This is a genomic window from Desulfuromonas sp. KJ2020, from assembly GCF_024197615.1.
Taxonomy (GTDB): Bacteria; Desulfobacterota; Desulfuromonadia; order Desulfuromonadales; family SZUA-540; genus SZUA-540.
The window spans coordinates 515273-533953 of the sequence record NZ_JAKUKE010000003.1; the positions used below are offsets into that span (position 1 = coordinate 515273).

An 18681-nucleotide genomic window follows, 5' to 3' on the forward strand; every position below is an offset into this window, starting at 1 on the left:
CTATGTTGATGTTAAAAGCCCTGTGGGCTTATCGTGCTTTTATAACGGGCAGCGTCAAACGCGAATTTCAGTCCAAATACCGTAACTCCCTGCTCGGAGCAGCCTGGACGGTGCTCAACCCCCTGGCCATGATCATCGTCTATACGGTGATCTTCTCCCAGGTCATGCAGGCCAAACTGCCCGGCATCGATTCAACCTTTGCCTACAGCATCTATCTGTGCGCGGGTATTCTGACCTGGGGGCTTTTCGCCGACATTGTCGGACGAGGACAGAATGTCTTCCTCGAACATGCCAACCTCATCAAAAAACTAAGTTTTCCCCGCATTTCTCTACCCGTCATCGTGGTCCTCAATGCCAGCCTGAACTTCGCCATCATCTTTGGCCTGTTCACTCTCTTTCTGATCGTCAGCGGCAATTTCCCCGGCTGGGCGTACCTGGCGGTTTTTCCCGTCTTGCTCATCCAGATACTCTTCGCCATCGGGCTGGGCATCATCATCGGCGTATTGAATGTGTTTTTTCGCGATGTCGGCCACTTTTTCGGTATTTTTCTCCAGTTCTGGTTCTGGCTGACCCCCATCGTCTATCCCGCGACCATTCTCCCGGATGAGGCCAGACCCATTCTGGCTTATAACCCGATGATGACCTTCATCTCCGCCTACCAGAACATCATGGTTAACGGCACTTGGCCCCATTGGCACGATTTCATCGGCGTCACCCTGGTCAGCTTGGGACTCTGCGTATTCGGGATGCGTCTGTTTCGCAAGCGCGCCGGCGAGATGGTGGATGAGCTGTAGGGATAGCAAAGGGTGAGGAGTAAAGGGAAAGAAGGGTTTTAATGGGATCGATTCGCGTTACACAACTGGGCAAGGCCTATAAACAATATTCTACTCGCTGGTCGCGGCTGCTTGAGTGGGCGCTCCCTTTTCTAGGCGAGAGGCACCAGAAAAAGTGGGTCCTCAAGGATGTCAGTTTTACCGTCGAGCCCGGCGAGGCCGTCGGGATCATCGGAGTAAACGGCGCCGGTAAAAGCACCCTGCTCAAGATGATAACCGGAACCACGCAGCCGACATCCGGCAAGATCGAGATTACCGGGCGGGTTGCCGCCCTTCTTGAGCTCGGGATGGGGTTTCATCCCGAATTCACTGGTCGCCAGAATGTCTATATGTCCGGGCAATTGCTGGGGTTAACCGTCGAGGAAATCGCCCAGCTCATGCCCGATATCGAAGCCTTTGCCGAAATTGGCGACTACATCGATCAGCCGGTCCGGGTGTATTCCAGTGGTATGCAGGTACGTCTCGCTTTTAGTGTCGCAACTGCTATTCGCCCCGATATATTGATCGTTGATGAAGCTCTTTCCGTTGGGGATAAATATTTTTCTCAGAAATCTTTTTATCGGATTCAGACTTTCCTAGAGCAAGGGACGACCCTTTTGTTTGTCTCACATGATGCCACGGCTGTTAAAGCCCTCTGCGATAAGGCATTGTTGCTGGATAACGGCAAGGTGTGCATGTGGGCTGATCCCGAAACAGTTATCGATCGTTATAATGGTATGATTTTAGAAAATTCCAATAACTTGAAATTCACGGAAGTGAAGGGTTTAAGCACAACTGATGAGTCAGATAATTATGTGCCTGAGCTCCGGTATGTAGATGGTTTTAAGGCGATGCATGCCCAAATCGACACAGGGGAGATCCTCCTCGTTGACTTTAGGGTGTTTGATCGGAGGGGACGGCAAATAATTTCGGCCAGAACGGGGGATCGTGTTCAAATCAAATACAAAGTACAGGCCAAAACTGATCTGGAAGATTTGTACTTTGGCATTTCTCTGCGGAATAATCTTGCCATCTCTATTTTTAATACAAACTCCTATGCGTTAGGGCAACAACCGTTCTCCCTTGGGCGCAATCAATTAGCAGAAATAATCTTTGAAATGCGCATCCCCATACAACTTGGTAATTATGGGCTCTGCATGGGAGTTGCATCCGGTGGGAATATGACAGGGAGTTTCGAACGATATTTGTTGAATGTCATAAATGCCGAAGTTCTTGAGGTTACTGGTGCCGGTGTACTTAGTCGATTCGGTGGAGTCGTTGATTTAGCACCTGAATATGCTGCCATAAAAGTTTAGGATTTAGGAGCGTCGTTTTGAATTTTATAACTATAATGACAAGCAACTATGCTCTTAATGCTCAGCGACTTGTCAGGAGTTTGAAGCGGCACCACCCTGAATGTACCATAACCGTCTTTAGCGATGATGTTACTCTAAAACCCTTTTTTGCCATTTTGGGCGCACGACTGGAGTTGTTGCCTGAGATTGCAACCATGGGGGTAAAGCGCGCGAAATTTACGGCTTATAGTCGAGCTGCCCGAAAAGGCAGTTTTATCTATCTAGATGCAGACATAATAATAGTCAAACCATTAATTGCCTTGATTGCAGTCGATTGTTTCACTGCTTGTCGCGATGATCTCAGAGAATGTTCCTTTATTTCAGATCCTATGCGGCCATGGAGTTCTTCTCCACAATTATCTGGTGAAAACTATTTTAATAGTGGTGTATTTGCAGTTCCTTCAGGATTTTTTGAATTTTTTAGCGAAATAGAACAAGCCGCATGTGATAACAATGAGTGGCTTCGATACGTAGTTCCAGGCAAGCTTTATGATAATCATTTTCTTTGTGCAAAAATTGCGCAATATCAAATACCTGTAAAATTTATCTCGGAATATGAATATAATTGGCAAGGTTTCAGGAATTTTGGTGAACTCAATTGTTATTTAGATGATGAATTAAACCTGAGGAACCAACAGGGCGGGATGCTGCGTCTTGTACATTTTGCAGGTGTTCGGGATATTGATGCTTATGTTTCGTCACTACCTCTAGATATTGTTCGGGTTTTGTCCCAACAGGTTGGGGGAGCGGAAACTGGCTCTTTAGAGGTGATAACCACCGCGTTAAACTTAAGGTCTGGTCTTGAAGACCGACTTAAATTGATAATGGCCCGTTCCATGTGTCACCCTCCAGCAGAAAATATCACAAGACCCGGTGCAGAACTCTCCGTACTGACTGAGCCAGAATCCGTGGCGTCAATTGCCCTCTCTGTTCAAGAATCAGATTTTCTTTGGAATGGTTTAAAATGCGGATCGGCTTACTTCACCGCAGCGGAATACCAGAAACTTCGTGATTTCGTCGTTAAAGCGAATGTAGCCGCGGTCTTGGAGTTCGGGGCTGGTTATACCACGGTGCTTTTTGCTGACCTCGTCTCCAAACAGGTTGCGTTGGAAGGGTGGGATGGTCCTTGGCTCGAATATGCCCGCTCTAGGGGTGCTGATGCCCGGCTCGTCCCTTTCTCTGGGGAAACCGGTTTCGATGAGACTGCGATTATTGAAGGGTATAATATACTCTGTTCTATTGCTGGTAAGAGGATGATTTTCATCGATTCTCCTCAAGGCACGGCTAATCGTGCCAGGGTTGTCGAACAGATTGTATCGCATGCTCAAAATGCCGATTTTTACGTCGTCCATGACTCCATCAGAGACTCATCTATCGTTTATCGCTTGTCCTCTGCCTTAAGGTTACAGGTCATAGAACATTTCCCCTCTCTGCGTGGGTTGACCATCCTGGGGAAAGATGGGTTTATTTTGAGCACAAAGCCACAGATAGAGCAATCTCTTCGCGACCGTGCCGCACAAATGCGATTTAAAGTGGACGTCTTGGAAAGATTGAGCGATGCCAGTGGAAGGTTGCAAAAGTTTTTTGTTCATTTAGAAAATATTGGAGAGGTAACCCTTGCCGCTTCAAGCGACGGGCTCGAGTTTTCCATGCACCTCTTGGGCGGATTGGACGAAATTGTTCAATGGGATACTCCTCGTTATACTTTGCCCGTTGATCTTTCGCCGACTGACCATGTCTCTTTTTGGGTTGAAGTTCCTTCGTGCACAACCGATGTAGCCTGGGTTTTTTTCGATTTTGTCAAAGAGGGCGAGTTTTGGTGGTCCGATATTACCAGCAACCCATGCCCAAGACTCGCAATAGCGTGACTTTATTATGAAGACTATAAAGAAAAATGAATCGATGCCATTTTACCGGGCCTTTGAAGAACTGTTTCGTGGCCCGAGCGCCGTGATTAAAAAACGGCTCGAAGTCTACCTGCCTTTTGTCCAACCTCTACTCAACCATCACCAGCCGGCGAAAATCCTTGATCTGGGGTGTGGCAGGGGGGAGTGGCTGGAGTTGATGCGTGAGAACGGATTCGAAGTTGAGGGCATCGATCTGGACAATGGGATGTTGCAGGCCTGTGTTCAGCTCGAGCTGCCGGTCATTCAGGGTGATGCGATTGAGCTTCTAAAAAAAAAGGCTGACGCCTCATGTTCTGTCATAAGTGCTTTTCATGTGGTTGAGCATATTTCGTTTGAGCAGGTCAACGAACTAGTAGCGGAGGCGCTGCGAGTACTCAAGCCAGGAGGATTGCTGATTCTTGAAACCCCCAATCCCGAAAATCTGGTGGTAGCCACCTCAAACTTTTATCTTGACCCCACCCACAAGCGGCCCATCCCCCCCCAGTTGTTGGCCTTCACCCTTAAGCATGACGGGTTCAAGCGGACCAAGATTTTACGACTGCAAGAATCAGAAAAACTTTTGAATGATTCAAACCCAAGCCTGATAGAGGTTTTGTCTGGTGCTAGCCCTGATTACGCCGTCGTCGCGCAAAAAGAAGGGCCAGCTCCAATATTCGAGGCGACGAACGGCGCCTTTGCAGCCGAATACGGGTTGAGCATGGAAACACTGGCACAGCGATATGAGGAGCAGACCATAAAAAAAACCGATCAGTCCCAGGTTCGTGACGCTGAGCTGCTTGAAAAGCTGGGCCAGGCGCTGGCAACCGTACAACAGGCCCAAGCGTTGGCACAGCAAGCCGAAGTCCGCGCCTTGCAGGCTCAGAACAGGGCCGAGCAGGCCACGCTTCGGAATGAGGAAATACAGCGGCAGCTGGAAGAAGCCCTTGCGGCAGTGCAACAGGCACAAGCTCATTCCCATGCGAGTGAAGCAGAACTCGACAAGACAAAGCAGGAGCTGCATCAGGTTCATCAGGCGAACCATCACCACTTGCAACTGGCCGAAGCAAGGCAACAACAGATTGAGGCCCTGCTTAAAAGCAAGTCGTGGCGTCTCACCTGGCCTTTACGCCAGATCATGCAAGGGGTCAAATGGGCTGGCCGATTGCCTGTTCGCTTGAGTAAGGACCTGCTGCGGCTTTTGCTTAAGGTGGCAGTCCAAGGAGTGCTGCAACGGCAGACATGGCGAGTAAAACTGAAAGGTTGGTTGCAGAAGTATCCAAGACTGTACGCCCGCCTCAGACAATTTGCGCTTTATTATGGGTTAATCGATACCTCTGGGGGCGGTGATTTATCCTTTGTTTCCCCGGCATTGAAGACAACACACGAGATGCAGGCCAATTTACCATCGGGGCAGGGAAACAACTCTCAGGGGCTGGACACACTCTCGCCCCATGCCAGGCAAATTTACCATGATTTGAAAGCGGCCATGGATCAGCACCGGAAGGGGAGCAACTGATGCGTATCGTTATTGATATGCAGGGTGCGCAAACCGAAAGCCGTTTTCGCGGCATCGGCCGCTATACGATGTCGTTTGCCCAAGCCGTGGTCCGCAATCGCGGTGAGCATGAAGTTATACTGGCGCTTTCCGGATTGTTCCCCGACACCATCGAACCGATCCGCGCCGCCTTCGACGGCCTGCTGCCGCAGCACAATATTCGCGTCTGGCAGGCTCCCGGCCCGGTGCGGGAAGAACATCTCGGTAACGACAGCCGTCGAAAGGTCGCAGAACTGCTTCGTGAAGCCTTCTTGGCCAGCCTGCATCCCGATGTGATTCATATCAGCAGTCTGTTTGAAGGTTACGTAGACGATGCTGTCACCAGCATCGGTCGTTTCGACACCGCCACGCCGGTGAGTCTCATTCTCTATGACCTCATTCCGCTGCTCAATCCTGATCACTACCTCAAGCCCAATCCGCGTTACGAAAAATATTATTCGCAAAAAGTGGAGTATCTCCGTCGCGCGGCAAAGTGTCTGGCTATATCCAACTTCAGCCGGGAAGAAGGGCTTGAAGCGCTAGGTGTTGATAGCGACAGAATGATAACTATCTCCACGGCCATTGACGCGCATTTCCAGCCCCGCACGATTGAGGAAGCAACGGCTGACCAGCTTCGGCAAAAATTTGGCATCAGCCGCCCCTTTGTCCTCTATACCGGTGGCGCCGACGAACGCAAAAACCTGCCGCGCCTTATTCAAGCCTACGCCGCCCTTCCCATGGACCTGCGTACCTCTCATCAGCTCGTGTTCGCCGGCAAAATGCCCACTGGTGATGTGGTGAGGTTCCAACAGGTTGCTCGGTCTGCTGGGTTGAAAACGGACGAACTGCTCTTTACCGGCTATGTGACTGAAGACGAACTTGTTCAACTTTACAACCTCTGCCGGCTTTATGTCTTCCCCTCCTGGCACGAAGGCTTCGGCCTGCCGGCGCTGGAGGCGATGGCTTGTGGCGCCTCGGTGATTGGCGCCAATACCAGCAGCTTGCCTGAAGTGATCGGCTTGGATGAAGCGCTTTTCGATCCTTTCGATGTTGCTGACATCTCCCAGCTATTGGCTAAGGGTTTAAATGACCAAGCGTTCAGGGCCAGACTGCGTGAGCACGGCTTGCAGCAAGCCAAGAATTTTTCCTGGGATGAAACGGCCAAACGGGCTTTTGCTGCGTGGGAAACGTTGCTGCATACCCAAGCAGGACAAGCCTCCAATAGTCCGCTTCCCGGTCATAAGCCGAGACTCGCTTTCGTTTCACCGATGCCGCCCGAGCGTAGCGGCATCGCCGACTACAGTGCGGAGCTTCTGCCAGTCCTGGCCGAATATTACGACATTGAACTTGTGGTCGCACAGGAGCGAGTTGATGCCTCTTGGGGCAGCCGTCACGGCAAGATACGTGATGTATCGTGGCTGCGTAACCATGCCGGCGAGATCGATCGCGTACTCTACCAGATTGGCAACTCCCCTTTCCATAGGCATATGCTTTCCTTGCTGGTGGAAATTCCCGGAACGGTGGTACTGCACGATTTTTTCATGAGTGGCTTGATGGCTTGGATGGAACTTCATGGTAATGAAGAACACGCATGGATGAATTCACTTTATGTCTCGCACGGCTATGGTGCCATACGCGATCGTTACCAAGAAGCGGACGAAGCAAAGCGCAAATACCCGGTTAATTGGCATATTTTACAAAACGCCCAAGGGGTGATTGTCCACTCCGAATACTCCCGTAACCTGGCGCGGCAATGGTATGGAAATCATCATAAGATCGAATGGGAAATTATTCCCCTGCTTAGGTCTCCGGCGAGTGTAATTGACAAGGAGGCAGCGCGAAAGCAACTCGGCATCGGTGATCACGATTTTGTTGTGTGCAGCTTCGGCTTCCTGGATGCAACCAAGCTGAACCACAGTCTCCTCAAGGCTTGGCTGGAAAGCAAGCTGGGCAGCGATAACCAGTGTCACTTAGTTTTTGTAGGTGAAAACCAAGGTGGTGACTACGGCGCAAACCTGTTGAAAGCTATCCGCACCAGTGGTTGCTCAAACCGTATTCGCATCACGGGTTTTGCTTCACTCGATATGTACCGGCGCTATCTTGCTGCTGCCGATCTGTCAGTGCAATTACGCACCCACTCAAGGGGCGAAACCTCAGCTGCCGTTTTGGATTGCATGAATCATGCGTTGCCGCTCATCGTCAACGCCAACGGTTCGATAACGGAAGTTGATCCCGAAGCTGTGTGGATGTTGCCGGACGAATTTGACGATAGGGATCTTGTCGATGCTCTGGAAGCCTTATGGCACGATCCGGTACGTAGACGATCTCTAGGCGACCGGGCGCAAGCAATCATCCTCGACCGCCATGCTCCAGCAACATGTGCCAAACACTATGCAACCGCCATCGAACGCTTCCATAGGCACTTTGAATTTTCCACGCCTGGCCTTATTAAGGCCATCGCAAATCAGGTGTCATTTGTCCCCGATGATGGAACCCTGATCCGACTATCGCAATCCATAGCGACAACTCTACCAGTCTCCCAACCTGCCAGGAGATTATTCCTGGATGTGACTGCTACATGTAGCAATGACCTTAAGACTGGTATCGAGCGCGTCGCACGGGCTCTTTTATTGGCGTTACTGGACTCTCCCCCAACAGGCTATCGCATTGAACCCGTGTATCTCAGTAATGCTGGTGGCGAGTGGCATTATTGCCACGCGCGGGGCTACACGTTGGGGCTCTTGGGTTGTCCGGTGACCATGTTGAAGGATGAACCCATAGCACCCCAAAACGGTGACTTGTTGCTCAGTTTGGACATTTCTGGTGAGAAACTGATTCAGGCGGAACAGGCCGGGGTTTTTGAGGGTTATAGGAAAAAAGGTGTCTTAGTTTATTCTGTTGTGTTTGACTTGCTGCCGCTTCTTATGCCGCATGTTTTTCCTCCAGGGGCAGATAAAAATCATGCAAGGTGGCTACGTTCAATTTCAACGTTTGATGGCGCTATCTGTATTTCAAAAACTGTTGCGGAGAATCTCGCCGATTGGTATGTGGAAACGGGCATAGATTGGCAAGGTAGACGCCCTTTTCAAATTATGTCATGGCCTTTGGGGGCTGATGTTTCCAATTCTGCGCCCAGCACTGGGTTGCCTGATAATGCTGTTAGTTTATTCAAACAGCTAACCTCTCGCCCCAGTTTTTTGATGGTAGGGACTATTGAACCGCGTAAGGGATATTTGCAGACCATTGCGGCCTTTAGCAATCTTTGGGAAGAAGGGGCTGATATCAACCTTGTCATCGTTGGCAAGGAGGGCTGGAAAAACCTGCCTAGTGGAATGCGCCGAGACATTCCTCAAACTATTGAATGTCTCCGTTTTCATCCTGAATTGAATAAACGCTTGTTCTGGCTCGAAGGGATCAGCGATGAATATCTGGAAAAAGTCTACGCCATTTGCACATGCCTGATTGCCGCGTCTTACGGCGAAGGTTTCGGTTTACCCTTAATAGAGGCCGCCCAACACAAGCTCCCAATCATTGCAAGGGATATTCCTGTGTTCCGAGAGGTGGCTGGTGAACATGCTTTCTACTTCGCTAATGAGAAAGATTCCATCGTAATATCTAAGGCAATTATAAAGTGGTTGGATCTATACAGGACAAAAAATCAGCCCAAATCTGATAAAATGCGTTGGTTCACTTGGAAGGAAAGCGCTAGTCAATTGACAAAACTTTTTTAAGTTTGGGAATAATAAATTAGGAGGCCCAGTGGAAAAAAAAATAAAGATTGCTGACAGAGATTATATCGTGTCATCAGACGATAACTATCTTAATGCAGTGGGCAGTGTTTTTGAACCATATATGGTTAAATTGTTCCAATCTGTTGTTGGTCCTGACGATGTTGTAGCTGACATTGGCGGTAATATAGGACTAACGGCGATACTTTTTTCAACCTTGGCCAAATATGTTTATGCTTTTGAACCAAGTTCAACAACGTTTAATATTTTGAAAAATAATATAGCTCGTACTGGTTTCACAAATATTGAAGCCATCAACCTTGGGCTTGGGGTTGAAAAACAGTCTGTGACACTTACCTTTGCTAAAAACAACCGATCAGGTGGATATGTCAGTAACAAGATCATGCCCGAAGGTGGACATATCACAGAGACTGTCAATATTGAGACTCTCGACGATTATTTCGAAACCAAGCGGCCAATACCAACATTTTTAAAAATAGATGTAGAGGGTTTTGAAAAGAACGTCATAGAAGGTGGGGGGAAATTAATAAAAAAATATCAACCAACAGTTGTTATGGAAATGAATCATTTTTGCCTTGATGTGTTGCAACGTATTACTATCCCTGACTTTTTAGATTTTATGAGAGGGGTATTTCCTTATTTGTATGCTGTCGATTCGGACAATATGTCAGTCGTTAATCTTCATGTGCCTGATCAGGCATATATGGTTATGTATGAACACGTGGTTAATAGAAGATATCCAAATATTGTCGGTTTTTTTAAAAAAGAAATAAAAGAAAAGTTGAAAAAATTAGTTTTAGTTGAAGAGCGATCAATAGGTAAAAAGCTTTTTGAAACACCGGAAGTTCAGGAACCTTTAGGTTCAATTATTTCTAAAAATGTCATGAAATTACCTTTATTGCTTAACCCTGGTGAAGTATTTTTAATTGACCTTGAATTGCGCAACTCCAGTAAAGAAAAATGGTATAGCTATGGGTCTAAACCTATTTTTATCAGTTACCACTGGTATAAAACAGAAGGTGATACTGTAATTTATGATGGAGTTCGGTCTGTTTTATCAAAAGAATTTATCGCGCCATCAACTTACTCGACTGAATGTGCAAAAATTATCGCTCCAACAGAAAAAGGGGAGTACAATCTCATTGTAACCCTAGTTCAAGAGGGTGTGTCCTGGCTTGAATCAAGGGGCTTTGAACCAGTTATGATAAAAACTATTGTCAGTTAATCGTTGTTCTTTGTTAATTATTTAAATCCTTGGGGGGGGAATGCGGGTTTCTAATAGAAAAAGAGTCTTGGTGACAGGTGGCGCAGGATTTTTAGGCTCGCATCTGTGCGAGAGGCTGCTCTTGGACGGTTGCGATGTACTCTGTGTTGATAATTTTTATAGTGGAACTAAGGACAATGTCACCCATTTAATAGGAAATCCACACTTTGAATTGATGCGCCATGACGTCACCTTTCCTCTTTATATTGAGGTAGACGAAATCTACAATTTGGCCTGTCCAGCATCGCCTATCCATTATCAATGGGATCCAGTGCAGACGACCAAGACAAGTGTTCATGGGGCCATTAATATGCTGGGCCTTGCTAAGCGTACTAAGGCCAAAATTCTTCAGGCGTCGACCAGCGAGGTGTATGGCGATCCAGAGGTTCATCCTCAACAGGAGAGTTATTGGGGGCATGTCAACCCAATAGGAATACGCTCCTGCTATGACGAAGGCAAACGTTGTGCGGAGACATTATTTTTCGACTATCGTCGACAGCACGACCTAGGGATAAAGGTAGTTAGAATTTTTAACACTTACGGGCCTCGGATGCACCCTAATGACGGACGGGTTGTGAGTAACTTTATTGTTCAGGCTCTCCGTGGCGAAAATATCACTATCTATGGTGATGGTTCTCAGACCCGCAGTTTTTGCTATGTGGATGATCTTATTGAGGGTTTTGTACGGATGATGGCCACATCCCATGAAATCACCGGACCATTCAATATGGGTAACCCTGTTGAGTTCACTATCAAAGGGCTTGCAGAGACTGTGCTTAATCTAGTCGGCGGGCCTTCAAAATTAGTTTTTAAACCTTTACCTCAGGATGATCCGAAACAAAGGCAGCCTGATATTTCTTTGGTTAGAGCAAAACTGGGCTGGGAACCAAAAATACCTTTGGAAGAGGGTCTCGACCAGACTGTTAATTACTTTCGGAGATTCCTTGGGATATGAACCTGAATCATCACTCTTTAGTTATAGTTACGCCTGTTTACGAAGACGTGGAGGCCAGCACCCGCTTGTTCAGTGAATTGGCCATGCAGTTCAGGGGAAACGTTTTTGTTGTGGCTGTGGATGACGGCTCCGTCAAAGAACCGCTGGACACCTTAGGTCTGGATAAGGCTGCGGTTGACGGGGTTGTTTTGAGGCTTCGTCGTAATGTCGGGCATCAACGCGCTATCGCCATTGGTCTGGGTTATGTGTCGGAACATATACGAGAAAATCAACGAGTCGTAGTTATGGATTCGGACGGTGAGGATTTACCATCGACGATTCCTGCTTTGCTGGAACAACTCGCACCTGAGGGGATTGACGTCGTAGTTGCACAGCGTAAAAGTAGAGTTGAAACCTTTAAATTTAAGGCATTTTATACTGTGTATAAACGCTTATTCAATCTGATGACTGGACGGTCGATCAGTTTCGGTAATTTTATGGCGCTTAAGCCTGGCGCATTAAAGCGTTTAGTGGTTATGCAAGAGTTATCGACACATGTTGCCGCTTCAGTCTTGGCATCGAAGCTGCGTGTTACAGTCTGCCCCCTGGATCGCGGACCGCGCTATGCTGGTCAATCAAAAATGAACTTTGTTGGCCTTGCATTGCACGGATTCAAGGGGCTGATGGTTTTCGCTGAAGATGTTTTAGTCCGTGTAGGTATTGCGTGTGCATTAATCGCTGGGATTTCAGTAGTCGGCGCTCTAGCGGCAATTGTTCTCAAAATAATTGGCTTTTCAACGCCGGGATGGTTTTCTATAGCCTTAGGTGTGCTTGTTTTAATGTTTTTGCAAACAGGGGCCGTAACATTGATGACTTTGATGTTAACTGGGGTGGTGCGAGCTGGGTCAGTTACCACTGCGGTTGCTTATCATCAATTTGTTGAAAAGGTCTTGGTACCTGAAGGCAGCCCAGGTGAAGCATGAAACGGCATGTTTATGAACTGCTTCGCTATATTATAAATGGCCTTGCTGCAACTGCCGTTCATTTTGCTGCTCTCGCTTTTTGTTTTAGCATTTTAGGCATTCCTTCTGCGGGCCTTTCAAATCTTATCGCAGCCTTCTTTGGGATTACGACATCGTTTTTAGGTAGTCGTTATTTCGTCTTCCCTAAAACAAGTGAAGGTTTTGTTACGCAGGCACTTAAGTTCAGTGGGTTGTACGGTTTTATTGCGATTATTCATGGGGTAGTTCTGCTGATTTGGACGGACTGGATTGGGTTCGATTATCGTTTGGGTTTCTTATTGGCAACAGCTATTCAGGTTTCTCTCAGTTACCTTGGAAATAAATTTCTAGTTTTCAGGATTGCAACATGAAAGCCATTAAATTTGCAATTGCTTCCTTGATTTTTTTAATAATTTTACTCTGCGCCTATTATCTACACATAAAGTATTTTAAAGTAGATGTCGTATTTTATGCAGCGATTGTAGACGGCGTTTTTTCCGCCCTGACAGCAGCCTTGATTATTTGTTCTGTGAAAATATTCAATATTTTTTGTAAATTTGAGAAATTATTAATGGTGTTTGTTTGGTTATTGGTTGGTTACTCTTTTGCCATATCCGTACCTACAGTTATTGATAGATCTTTGTCATTTTATATCCTTGAAAAATTACAACAACGTGGTGGCGCAATCAAACAAGACGCTTTTGAGTGGATTTTTATTAATGAATATATGGTGGAGCACCGACTTATAGATGTAAGACTTACAGAACAACTCGAATCAGGGACAATTGAAATAGTCAACGGGTGTGTAATTTTGACAGAAAAAGGGCGTTCGCTAGCTGGCTTCAGCCGATATTTCAGACAGCATTGGTTGCCTAGGAAGCGTTTGCTTATGGGGGAGTACTCCGATGATTTGACTGATCCCTTTTTGAATAGCCAACAAATCGAGGATTACAAATGCCAATAAATGTTAGGCGTTTTTACTTTGCTTTTTTGTTTTTTGCATGTGTTGCCTTTATTTTTCAACTTTTTTTTCACAAGCCAAGCTTTAATTGGACAGATTTGCCAGCTTGGAAAAATGATTATACTAATTTGTTGTGTCATTGGAGTGGTACGCATAATTGTAAACCACTAAGCAAATTCCCTTTTGCATATCTCATCAATTCATTTTTTTTGTCAATAACTCCAAAAACTCATGTTATTATCACCACAACAATAAATTTAATATTTTTAATTTTTTCTGCCTTTTTTGTAGATTATGTGAGCAAGATCAATACTGTACGGAGTACTTCTTTTTTCTATATTATTGCTTTAATATTTTCAGTTATACCATCATTTTATATTAACTCCGGCGCTCTAGAGGTTCAATATGGCGTGGTTTTGGGCGTTTTCTGCTCGAGTTTTTATATTGTTTTATTCAAAAATAAAAATAAAAAGTTTATTTTTTGTGCGCTTTTTATTTCTACATTTATGTTGCCATTATACAAGGATACGAGTGCAATATTTATTGGTATTGTCTATTTAATAGGAATAATAATTAAATCAAAAAATAAAACATTAATTTCATTTTTTAAAACTTCATACGAACATCTAAATATTATTAAAATATTAATTAGCTCTTTGACTCCATCAATTCTTATCACTCTTTGGTATAATTGGCATCGATATTATAGTCTGCTCCCTATACCTTATTTGATTGAGGCTCGTGAAGCTGCGCCGCCTTATGTCATTAAGGCGCTATATTTTTTTTGGATTTTCTTTTCTCCAAACGGAGGTTTGCTTGTCTCGTGGGCTGCATCATTAATTGTGTTATTGCTCTTACTATTCTCTGTAGGACATCGGCCGAGTTTTTTCGGCCTTCTAGCTTCATTAGGGTTGATTGTTTCTAGCTCTATAATTTTGGCAAATTGGTGGACTCCTTTCGGTTGGGAAGGATGGGGTAATCGTCTGATTATTCCTTCAGCAATTGCTAGTTTGATTTTAATATCCAGCACAGCAATACCTAAGACTAAAAACCTTCAGTCTGATGGTAATTGTCTATTTTATAGAAAATCTATTTTTGCATATTTAAAGATGGGGTTAGTCGTTACAGTTTTTATTCCTTCTTTTTTATACATTGCTTTATCTTACTCTGGAAATCGATATATTTACCTTCAAGAATCTCTTTGGGGGAGTGCTGCCTGTAAAGCAGTTGAGCAACTTAGAGACAAGAGGCCAATGTGGGAGTTCAAAAAAACACCTGTTCATCTCGAGTGTCACCTCGATAGATTTAGGTATATACCCGGTATAAGTGTTGTTCAGGATATTTCTCCTTTAACTATTATTGATAATACAAAATATGAAATTGGCAGTGGTAGCGGCCCAGATATTTTTGGCCCTGGATGGTCCCACGTTGAAGAATGGGGTGTTTGGTCTGATGGGCCCAACGCAGAAATTCGTTTTATACCTGGATATAGTATTCAGAAGATAATTTTTGAATTGCAGCCATTTGTATATGGTAATGTTAAAAGTCAAAGGCTTATCATTTATCAAGACGGTGTACCTCTTTACAGTGGTACTTTAACAAAGCCTCAAAATGTCGTTATTTATTTACCAGAATGCTATGCATTCGAACCCAATGACATATTGAATCTATATTTCGAGATTCCAGATGCTATATCTCCAGCTAAAGTCGGTCTAAATCGTGATAAACGAAAACTAGGTATTGGATTGAAATCTATTGAATTTCGATGATAAATTACAAGCTATTTTAAATTATTTATCTTGGTATTTATTTATTTTTCTAAAAAACTATTCTTTTATTTTATAATAAATCAAATTTATAAGGAGATAGTTTTTGAATAAAGCAATCATCACCGGCATTACCGGCCAGGATGGCGCGTACCTGGCGGAACTTCTTCTGAACAAAGGCTATACCGTCTACGGCACTTACCGCCGCACCAGCTCCGTCAACTTCTGGCGGATCCAAGAACTGGGCATTGACCAGCACCCGAATCTGCATCTGCTCGAGTACGACCTGACCGACCTCTCTTCCAGTATCCGCCTGTTGCAGAGCACCCAAGCCACCGAAGTCTACAACCTGGCCGCGCAAAGCTTTGTCGGCGTCTCCTTTGACCAGCCCTTGACTACCGCCGACATCACCGGCCTCGGTCCGGTCAACCTGCTAGAGGCGATTCGCATTGTCAATCCGCAGATTCGCTTCTACCAGGCTTCCACTTCGGAAATGTTCGGTAAGGTGCAGGCGATTCCTCAGGTGGAAAGCACGCCTTTTTATCCCCGCAGCCCCTATGGCGTGGCCAAACTCTATGCCCACTGGATGACTGTGAACTACCGGGAAAGTTACGACATTTTCGGCACCAGCGGGATTTTGTTCAATCACGAATCCCCCCTGCGCGGTCGCGAGTTCGTCACCCGCAAAATCACCGATTCCGTCGCCAAAATCTCCCTGGGGCAACTCGATACTCTGGAGTTGGGAAATCTCGATGCTAAGCGTGACTGGGGCTTCGCCAAGGAGTATGTCGAGGGGATGTGGCGCATGCTGCAGGCCGATGAACCCGACACCTTCGTGCTCGCCACCAACCGCACCGAAACGGTCCGCGATTTTGTCACTATGGCATTCAAAGCTGTGGATATGGGCCTGGAGTGGAAGGGAACCGCTGAAAACGAGCAGGGCATCTGCACCAAAACAGGCAAGACGCTGGTGCGTGTCAACCCGAAGTTCTATCGCCCTGCCGAAGTCGAGCTGCTCATCGGCAACCCGGCCAAAGCGAAAGAAAAGCTGGGCTGGGAGCCGAAGACCACGCTCGAAGAGCTATGCGCGATGATGGTTGAGGCGGATCTGCGGCGGAATAAGGCGGGGTTTTCGTTTTAAAGGCTGTCTCGCGCAGAGGCGCAGAGAACGCGGAGAAAAGCTAAACATTACATACGGTTTGGGTCGGTTTAGAAACAAAGATTGGTTGTAATGTTTATCTCTGTGAACTCAGCGTCTCGAGTGAGCACAGCGAACGGGCGAGAAATACAAAGGTTTTATTGTGAAAAAAGCATTAATTACCGGCATTGGCGGGCAGGACGGCAGCTACCTGGCGGAACTTCTGCTGGCGAAGGGGTACGAGGTTCACGGGATCGAGCTGCCCGGTATTGCGCTGCCTAATCTTGACGGCTTTGAACACCGGCTGCAGCTGCACCGGGGCTCGCTGCTGGAGGCTGGCTGGTTGCAGGAGGTCGTGCACCAGGTGGCGCCGCAGGAGTGTTACCATCTGGCGGCGTCGAGTTTTGTCAGCTTCCGCTTTGAGGATGAAGCGAGCATTCTGCACAACAATGTAGCCAGTACCCATAATCTGCTGGCGGCACTCAAAAGCCGCGCGCCCGACTGCCGCTTTTTCTTTGCCGGCACCAGTGAAATGTTCGGTACGGTGGCGGTATCACCCCAGAATGAGGAGACGCCGTTTCGGCCGCGTTCGGTCTATGGCATCTCCAAAGTGGCCGGACATCATCTGGTTGCCTATTACCGGCAGCAGCACAGACTCTTTGCCTGTACCGGCATCCTGTACAATCATGAATCGCCGCGCCGGGGACAGGCCTTCGTCACCCGCAAGATCACCTCGACGGCGGCGAAGATCAAGCTGGGTCTGGAGTCCAGGCTGGTCCTCGGTAATCTGGAGTCCGAACGGGATTGGGGCTATGCCCCTGATTATGTCGAGGGCATGTGGCGGATGCTGCAGGCCGATACGCCTGGCGACTATGTGCTGTCGTCCGGTTGTCTGCATACGGTCGGGGAACTGGTGGCGGCGGCCTTTGCGGCTGTGGGGCTGGATTATCGCGAGTATGTGGAAATAAGCCCTGAGTTCTACCGGGAAAAGGAAACGGTCCCCTTGTGTGGCGACGCGCGGAAGATCCGGGAGAGCCTGGGTTGGCAGGCCCGCCGGTCTTTCGCCGAGATGGTGGCGGAAATGGTGGCCCAGGATCTGGACCGGCTGAAAGGGGCAGGCCGCGAGTGAGGGTTGTCATCAACACCATCCCTCTGCTGTCGCCGCTGACCGGCATTGGCAAATATACCTGGCAGATCAGCCGGGCGTTGGCGGCGGTGGCGCCGGAACATGCCTACAGTTATTATTATGGTTACTATTCCCGAAAGCTGTTTTGCGCCAACCAGGCAGACGAGAGCAAAGGGGTCAATCGGCTCAAGGATGCCCTCAAGAATATCCCCGGGTTCGGCCGCAGTTTGCGTCGGCTCAAAGGAGCCGCTGCGGTCTTGTCGCCACAACGTTTTGAGCTCTATTTTGAGCCCAATTATATTCCGATTGGGATCAGGGCGCGTAAGACCGTAGTGACGGTGCCTGATTTTTCGCCGTTTCTGCATCCCCAGTGGCACCGCCGGGAGTTGGTGGAGTATTTTCAGCGTCACTTTGCCCGCCGGATCGCCCAGGCTGAGACGATTATCACCATTTCCGATTTTATCCGGCAGCAGGCGATTGATGAATTCGGTTTTGAGGCCGCCAGGGTGAAAACCGTGCATCTGGGCTATGATCGTGAAGTTTTTTATCCCACCAACGTGGACGATTTGCTCGGCCTGCGCGAGCGACTTCACCTGCCGTCCCGCTTCGTGCTGTTCGTCGGTTCCATTGAGCCGCGCAAGAATCTGCTTCGTTTGCTGCAGGCCTATCAACTGCTCTCGGACCGGTTACGTCGCGAGGTGAAATTGGTGCTGGCGGGTTTTCGGGGCTGGGAAAACCGCGAGGTGATGGCGATTCTTAAAAAGCTGGAAGGGGATGTGCACTACCTGGGTTATGTTACGGAACAGGATCTGGCCGCTTTGTACAACCTGGCCGATCTTTTTGTTTATCCGTCACTGTACGAAGGCTTCGGACTGCCTCCGCTGGAGGCCATGGCCTGTGGTTGTCCGGTGCTGGTGTCGCGGATAGCCAGCCTGCCTGAAGTCTGCGGCGAGGCCGCCGCTTACCTTGACCCGGAAAATGTGGAAGAGATGACGGCGGAGTTGACCCGTCTGCTGGAAGATGGCACCGCTCGCGGTCAACTGGCCACAAAGGGCCTCGAACGAGCGCAGCTGTTCAGCTGGGAACGGTCCGCCCGCGAACATCTGGCGGTTTTCGCAGGTTAGTGGGCCAGTAAGGACTCCTTCGCTTCGGATG

Annotated in this window: 14 protein-coding genes; all 14 read left to right on the plus strand. The window is 47.6% G+C overall.

Features of this window, described 5'->3' with window-relative positions; all coding sequences use genetic code 11:
• Positions 1–2: 2 nt before the first annotated feature.
• The 14 genes from MJO47_RS10720 to MJO47_RS15650 all read left to right on the plus strand — a co-directional run bounded on the left by MJO47_RS10720 (position 3) and on the right by MJO47_RS15650 (position 18650).
• Positions 3–794 carry an ABC transporter permease gene (locus tag MJO47_RS10720; RefSeq protein WP_305882435.1) on the plus strand — a complete coding sequence of 264 codons (792 nt, stop codon included), beginning with the start codon at positions 3–5 and terminating at the stop codon, positions 792–794.
• A gap of 41 nt (positions 795–835) precedes the next feature.
• On the plus strand, positions 836–2128 hold the full coding sequence (locus MJO47_RS15550) for an ABC transporter ATP-binding protein (protein ID WP_305882436.1): 1293 nt from the start codon (positions 836–838) through the stop codon (positions 2126–2128).
• 17 nt (positions 2129–2145) lie between these two features.
• A complete protein-coding gene (locus MJO47_RS10735) occupies positions 2146–4035 on the plus strand; it encodes a hypothetical protein (RefSeq protein ID WP_253961120.1) in 1890 nt (629 codons plus the stop codon).
• Between the two features lie 7 nt (positions 4036–4042).
• Complete coding sequence (locus tag MJO47_RS10740; RefSeq protein WP_253961121.1) at positions 4043–5569, plus strand: bifunctional 2-polyprenyl-6-hydroxyphenol methylase/3-demethylubiquinol 3-O-methyltransferase UbiG; 1527 nt, start codon at positions 4043–4045, stop codon at positions 5567–5569.
• Entirely contained in the window at positions 5569–9318 is a 3750-nt protein-coding gene (locus MJO47_RS10745; RefSeq protein WP_253961122.1) for a glycosyltransferase, read from the plus strand. The genes MJO47_RS10740 and MJO47_RS10745 overlap by 1 nt, the downstream gene beginning before the upstream one ends.
• Before the next feature lie 28 nt (positions 9319–9346).
• A complete protein-coding gene (locus MJO47_RS10750) occupies positions 9347–10561 on the plus strand; it encodes an FkbM family methyltransferase (protein WP_253961123.1) in 1215 nt (404 codons plus the stop codon).
• Between the two features lie 40 nt (positions 10562–10601).
• Positions 10602–11555, plus strand: coding sequence for a UDP-glucuronic acid decarboxylase family protein (locus MJO47_RS10755; protein ID WP_253961124.1), 954 nt, complete (start codon positions 10602–10604; stop codon positions 11553–11555).
• Positions 11552–12517 (plus strand): glycosyltransferase, encoded by a 966-nt coding sequence (locus MJO47_RS10760; protein WP_253961125.1) that lies wholly within the window; start codon positions 11552–11554, stop codon positions 12515–12517. The genes MJO47_RS10755 and MJO47_RS10760 overlap by 4 nt, the downstream gene beginning before the upstream one ends.
• Entirely contained in the window at positions 12514–12906 is a 393-nt protein-coding gene (locus tag MJO47_RS10765; protein WP_253961126.1) for a GtrA family protein, read from the plus strand. Before MJO47_RS10760 ends, MJO47_RS10765 begins: the two co-directional genes overlap by 4 nt.
• Positions 12903–13499, plus strand: a complete 597-nt coding sequence (locus tag MJO47_RS10770; RefSeq protein ID WP_253961127.1) for a hypothetical protein — start codon at positions 12903–12905, stop codon at positions 13497–13499. The genes MJO47_RS10765 and MJO47_RS10770 overlap by 4 nt, the downstream gene beginning before the upstream one ends.
• Complete coding sequence (locus MJO47_RS10775) at positions 13490–15265, plus strand: hypothetical protein (RefSeq protein ID WP_253961128.1); 1776 nt, start codon at positions 13490–13492, stop codon at positions 15263–15265. The genes MJO47_RS10770 and MJO47_RS10775 overlap by 10 nt, the downstream gene beginning before the upstream one ends.
• Positions 15266–15368: 103 nt before the next feature.
• Entirely contained in the window at positions 15369–16403 is a 1035-nt protein-coding gene (gene gmd, locus MJO47_RS10780) for a GDP-mannose 4,6-dehydratase (protein WP_253961129.1), read from the plus strand.
• 160 nt (positions 16404–16563) lie between these two features.
• The gene (locus MJO47_RS10785; RefSeq protein ID WP_253961130.1) at positions 16564–17529 is read left to right on the plus strand and encodes a GDP-mannose 4,6-dehydratase; all 966 of its coding nucleotides are present in this window, start codon (positions 16564–16566) and stop codon (positions 17527–17529) included.
• Positions 17526–18650: a glycosyltransferase gene (locus MJO47_RS15650; protein ID WP_253961131.1), complete on the plus strand. Its 1125-nt coding sequence runs from the start codon at positions 17526–17528 to the stop codon at positions 18648–18650. The genes MJO47_RS10785 and MJO47_RS15650 overlap by 4 nt, the downstream gene beginning before the upstream one ends.
• The last annotated feature ends 31 nt before the right edge of the window (positions 18651–18681 follow it).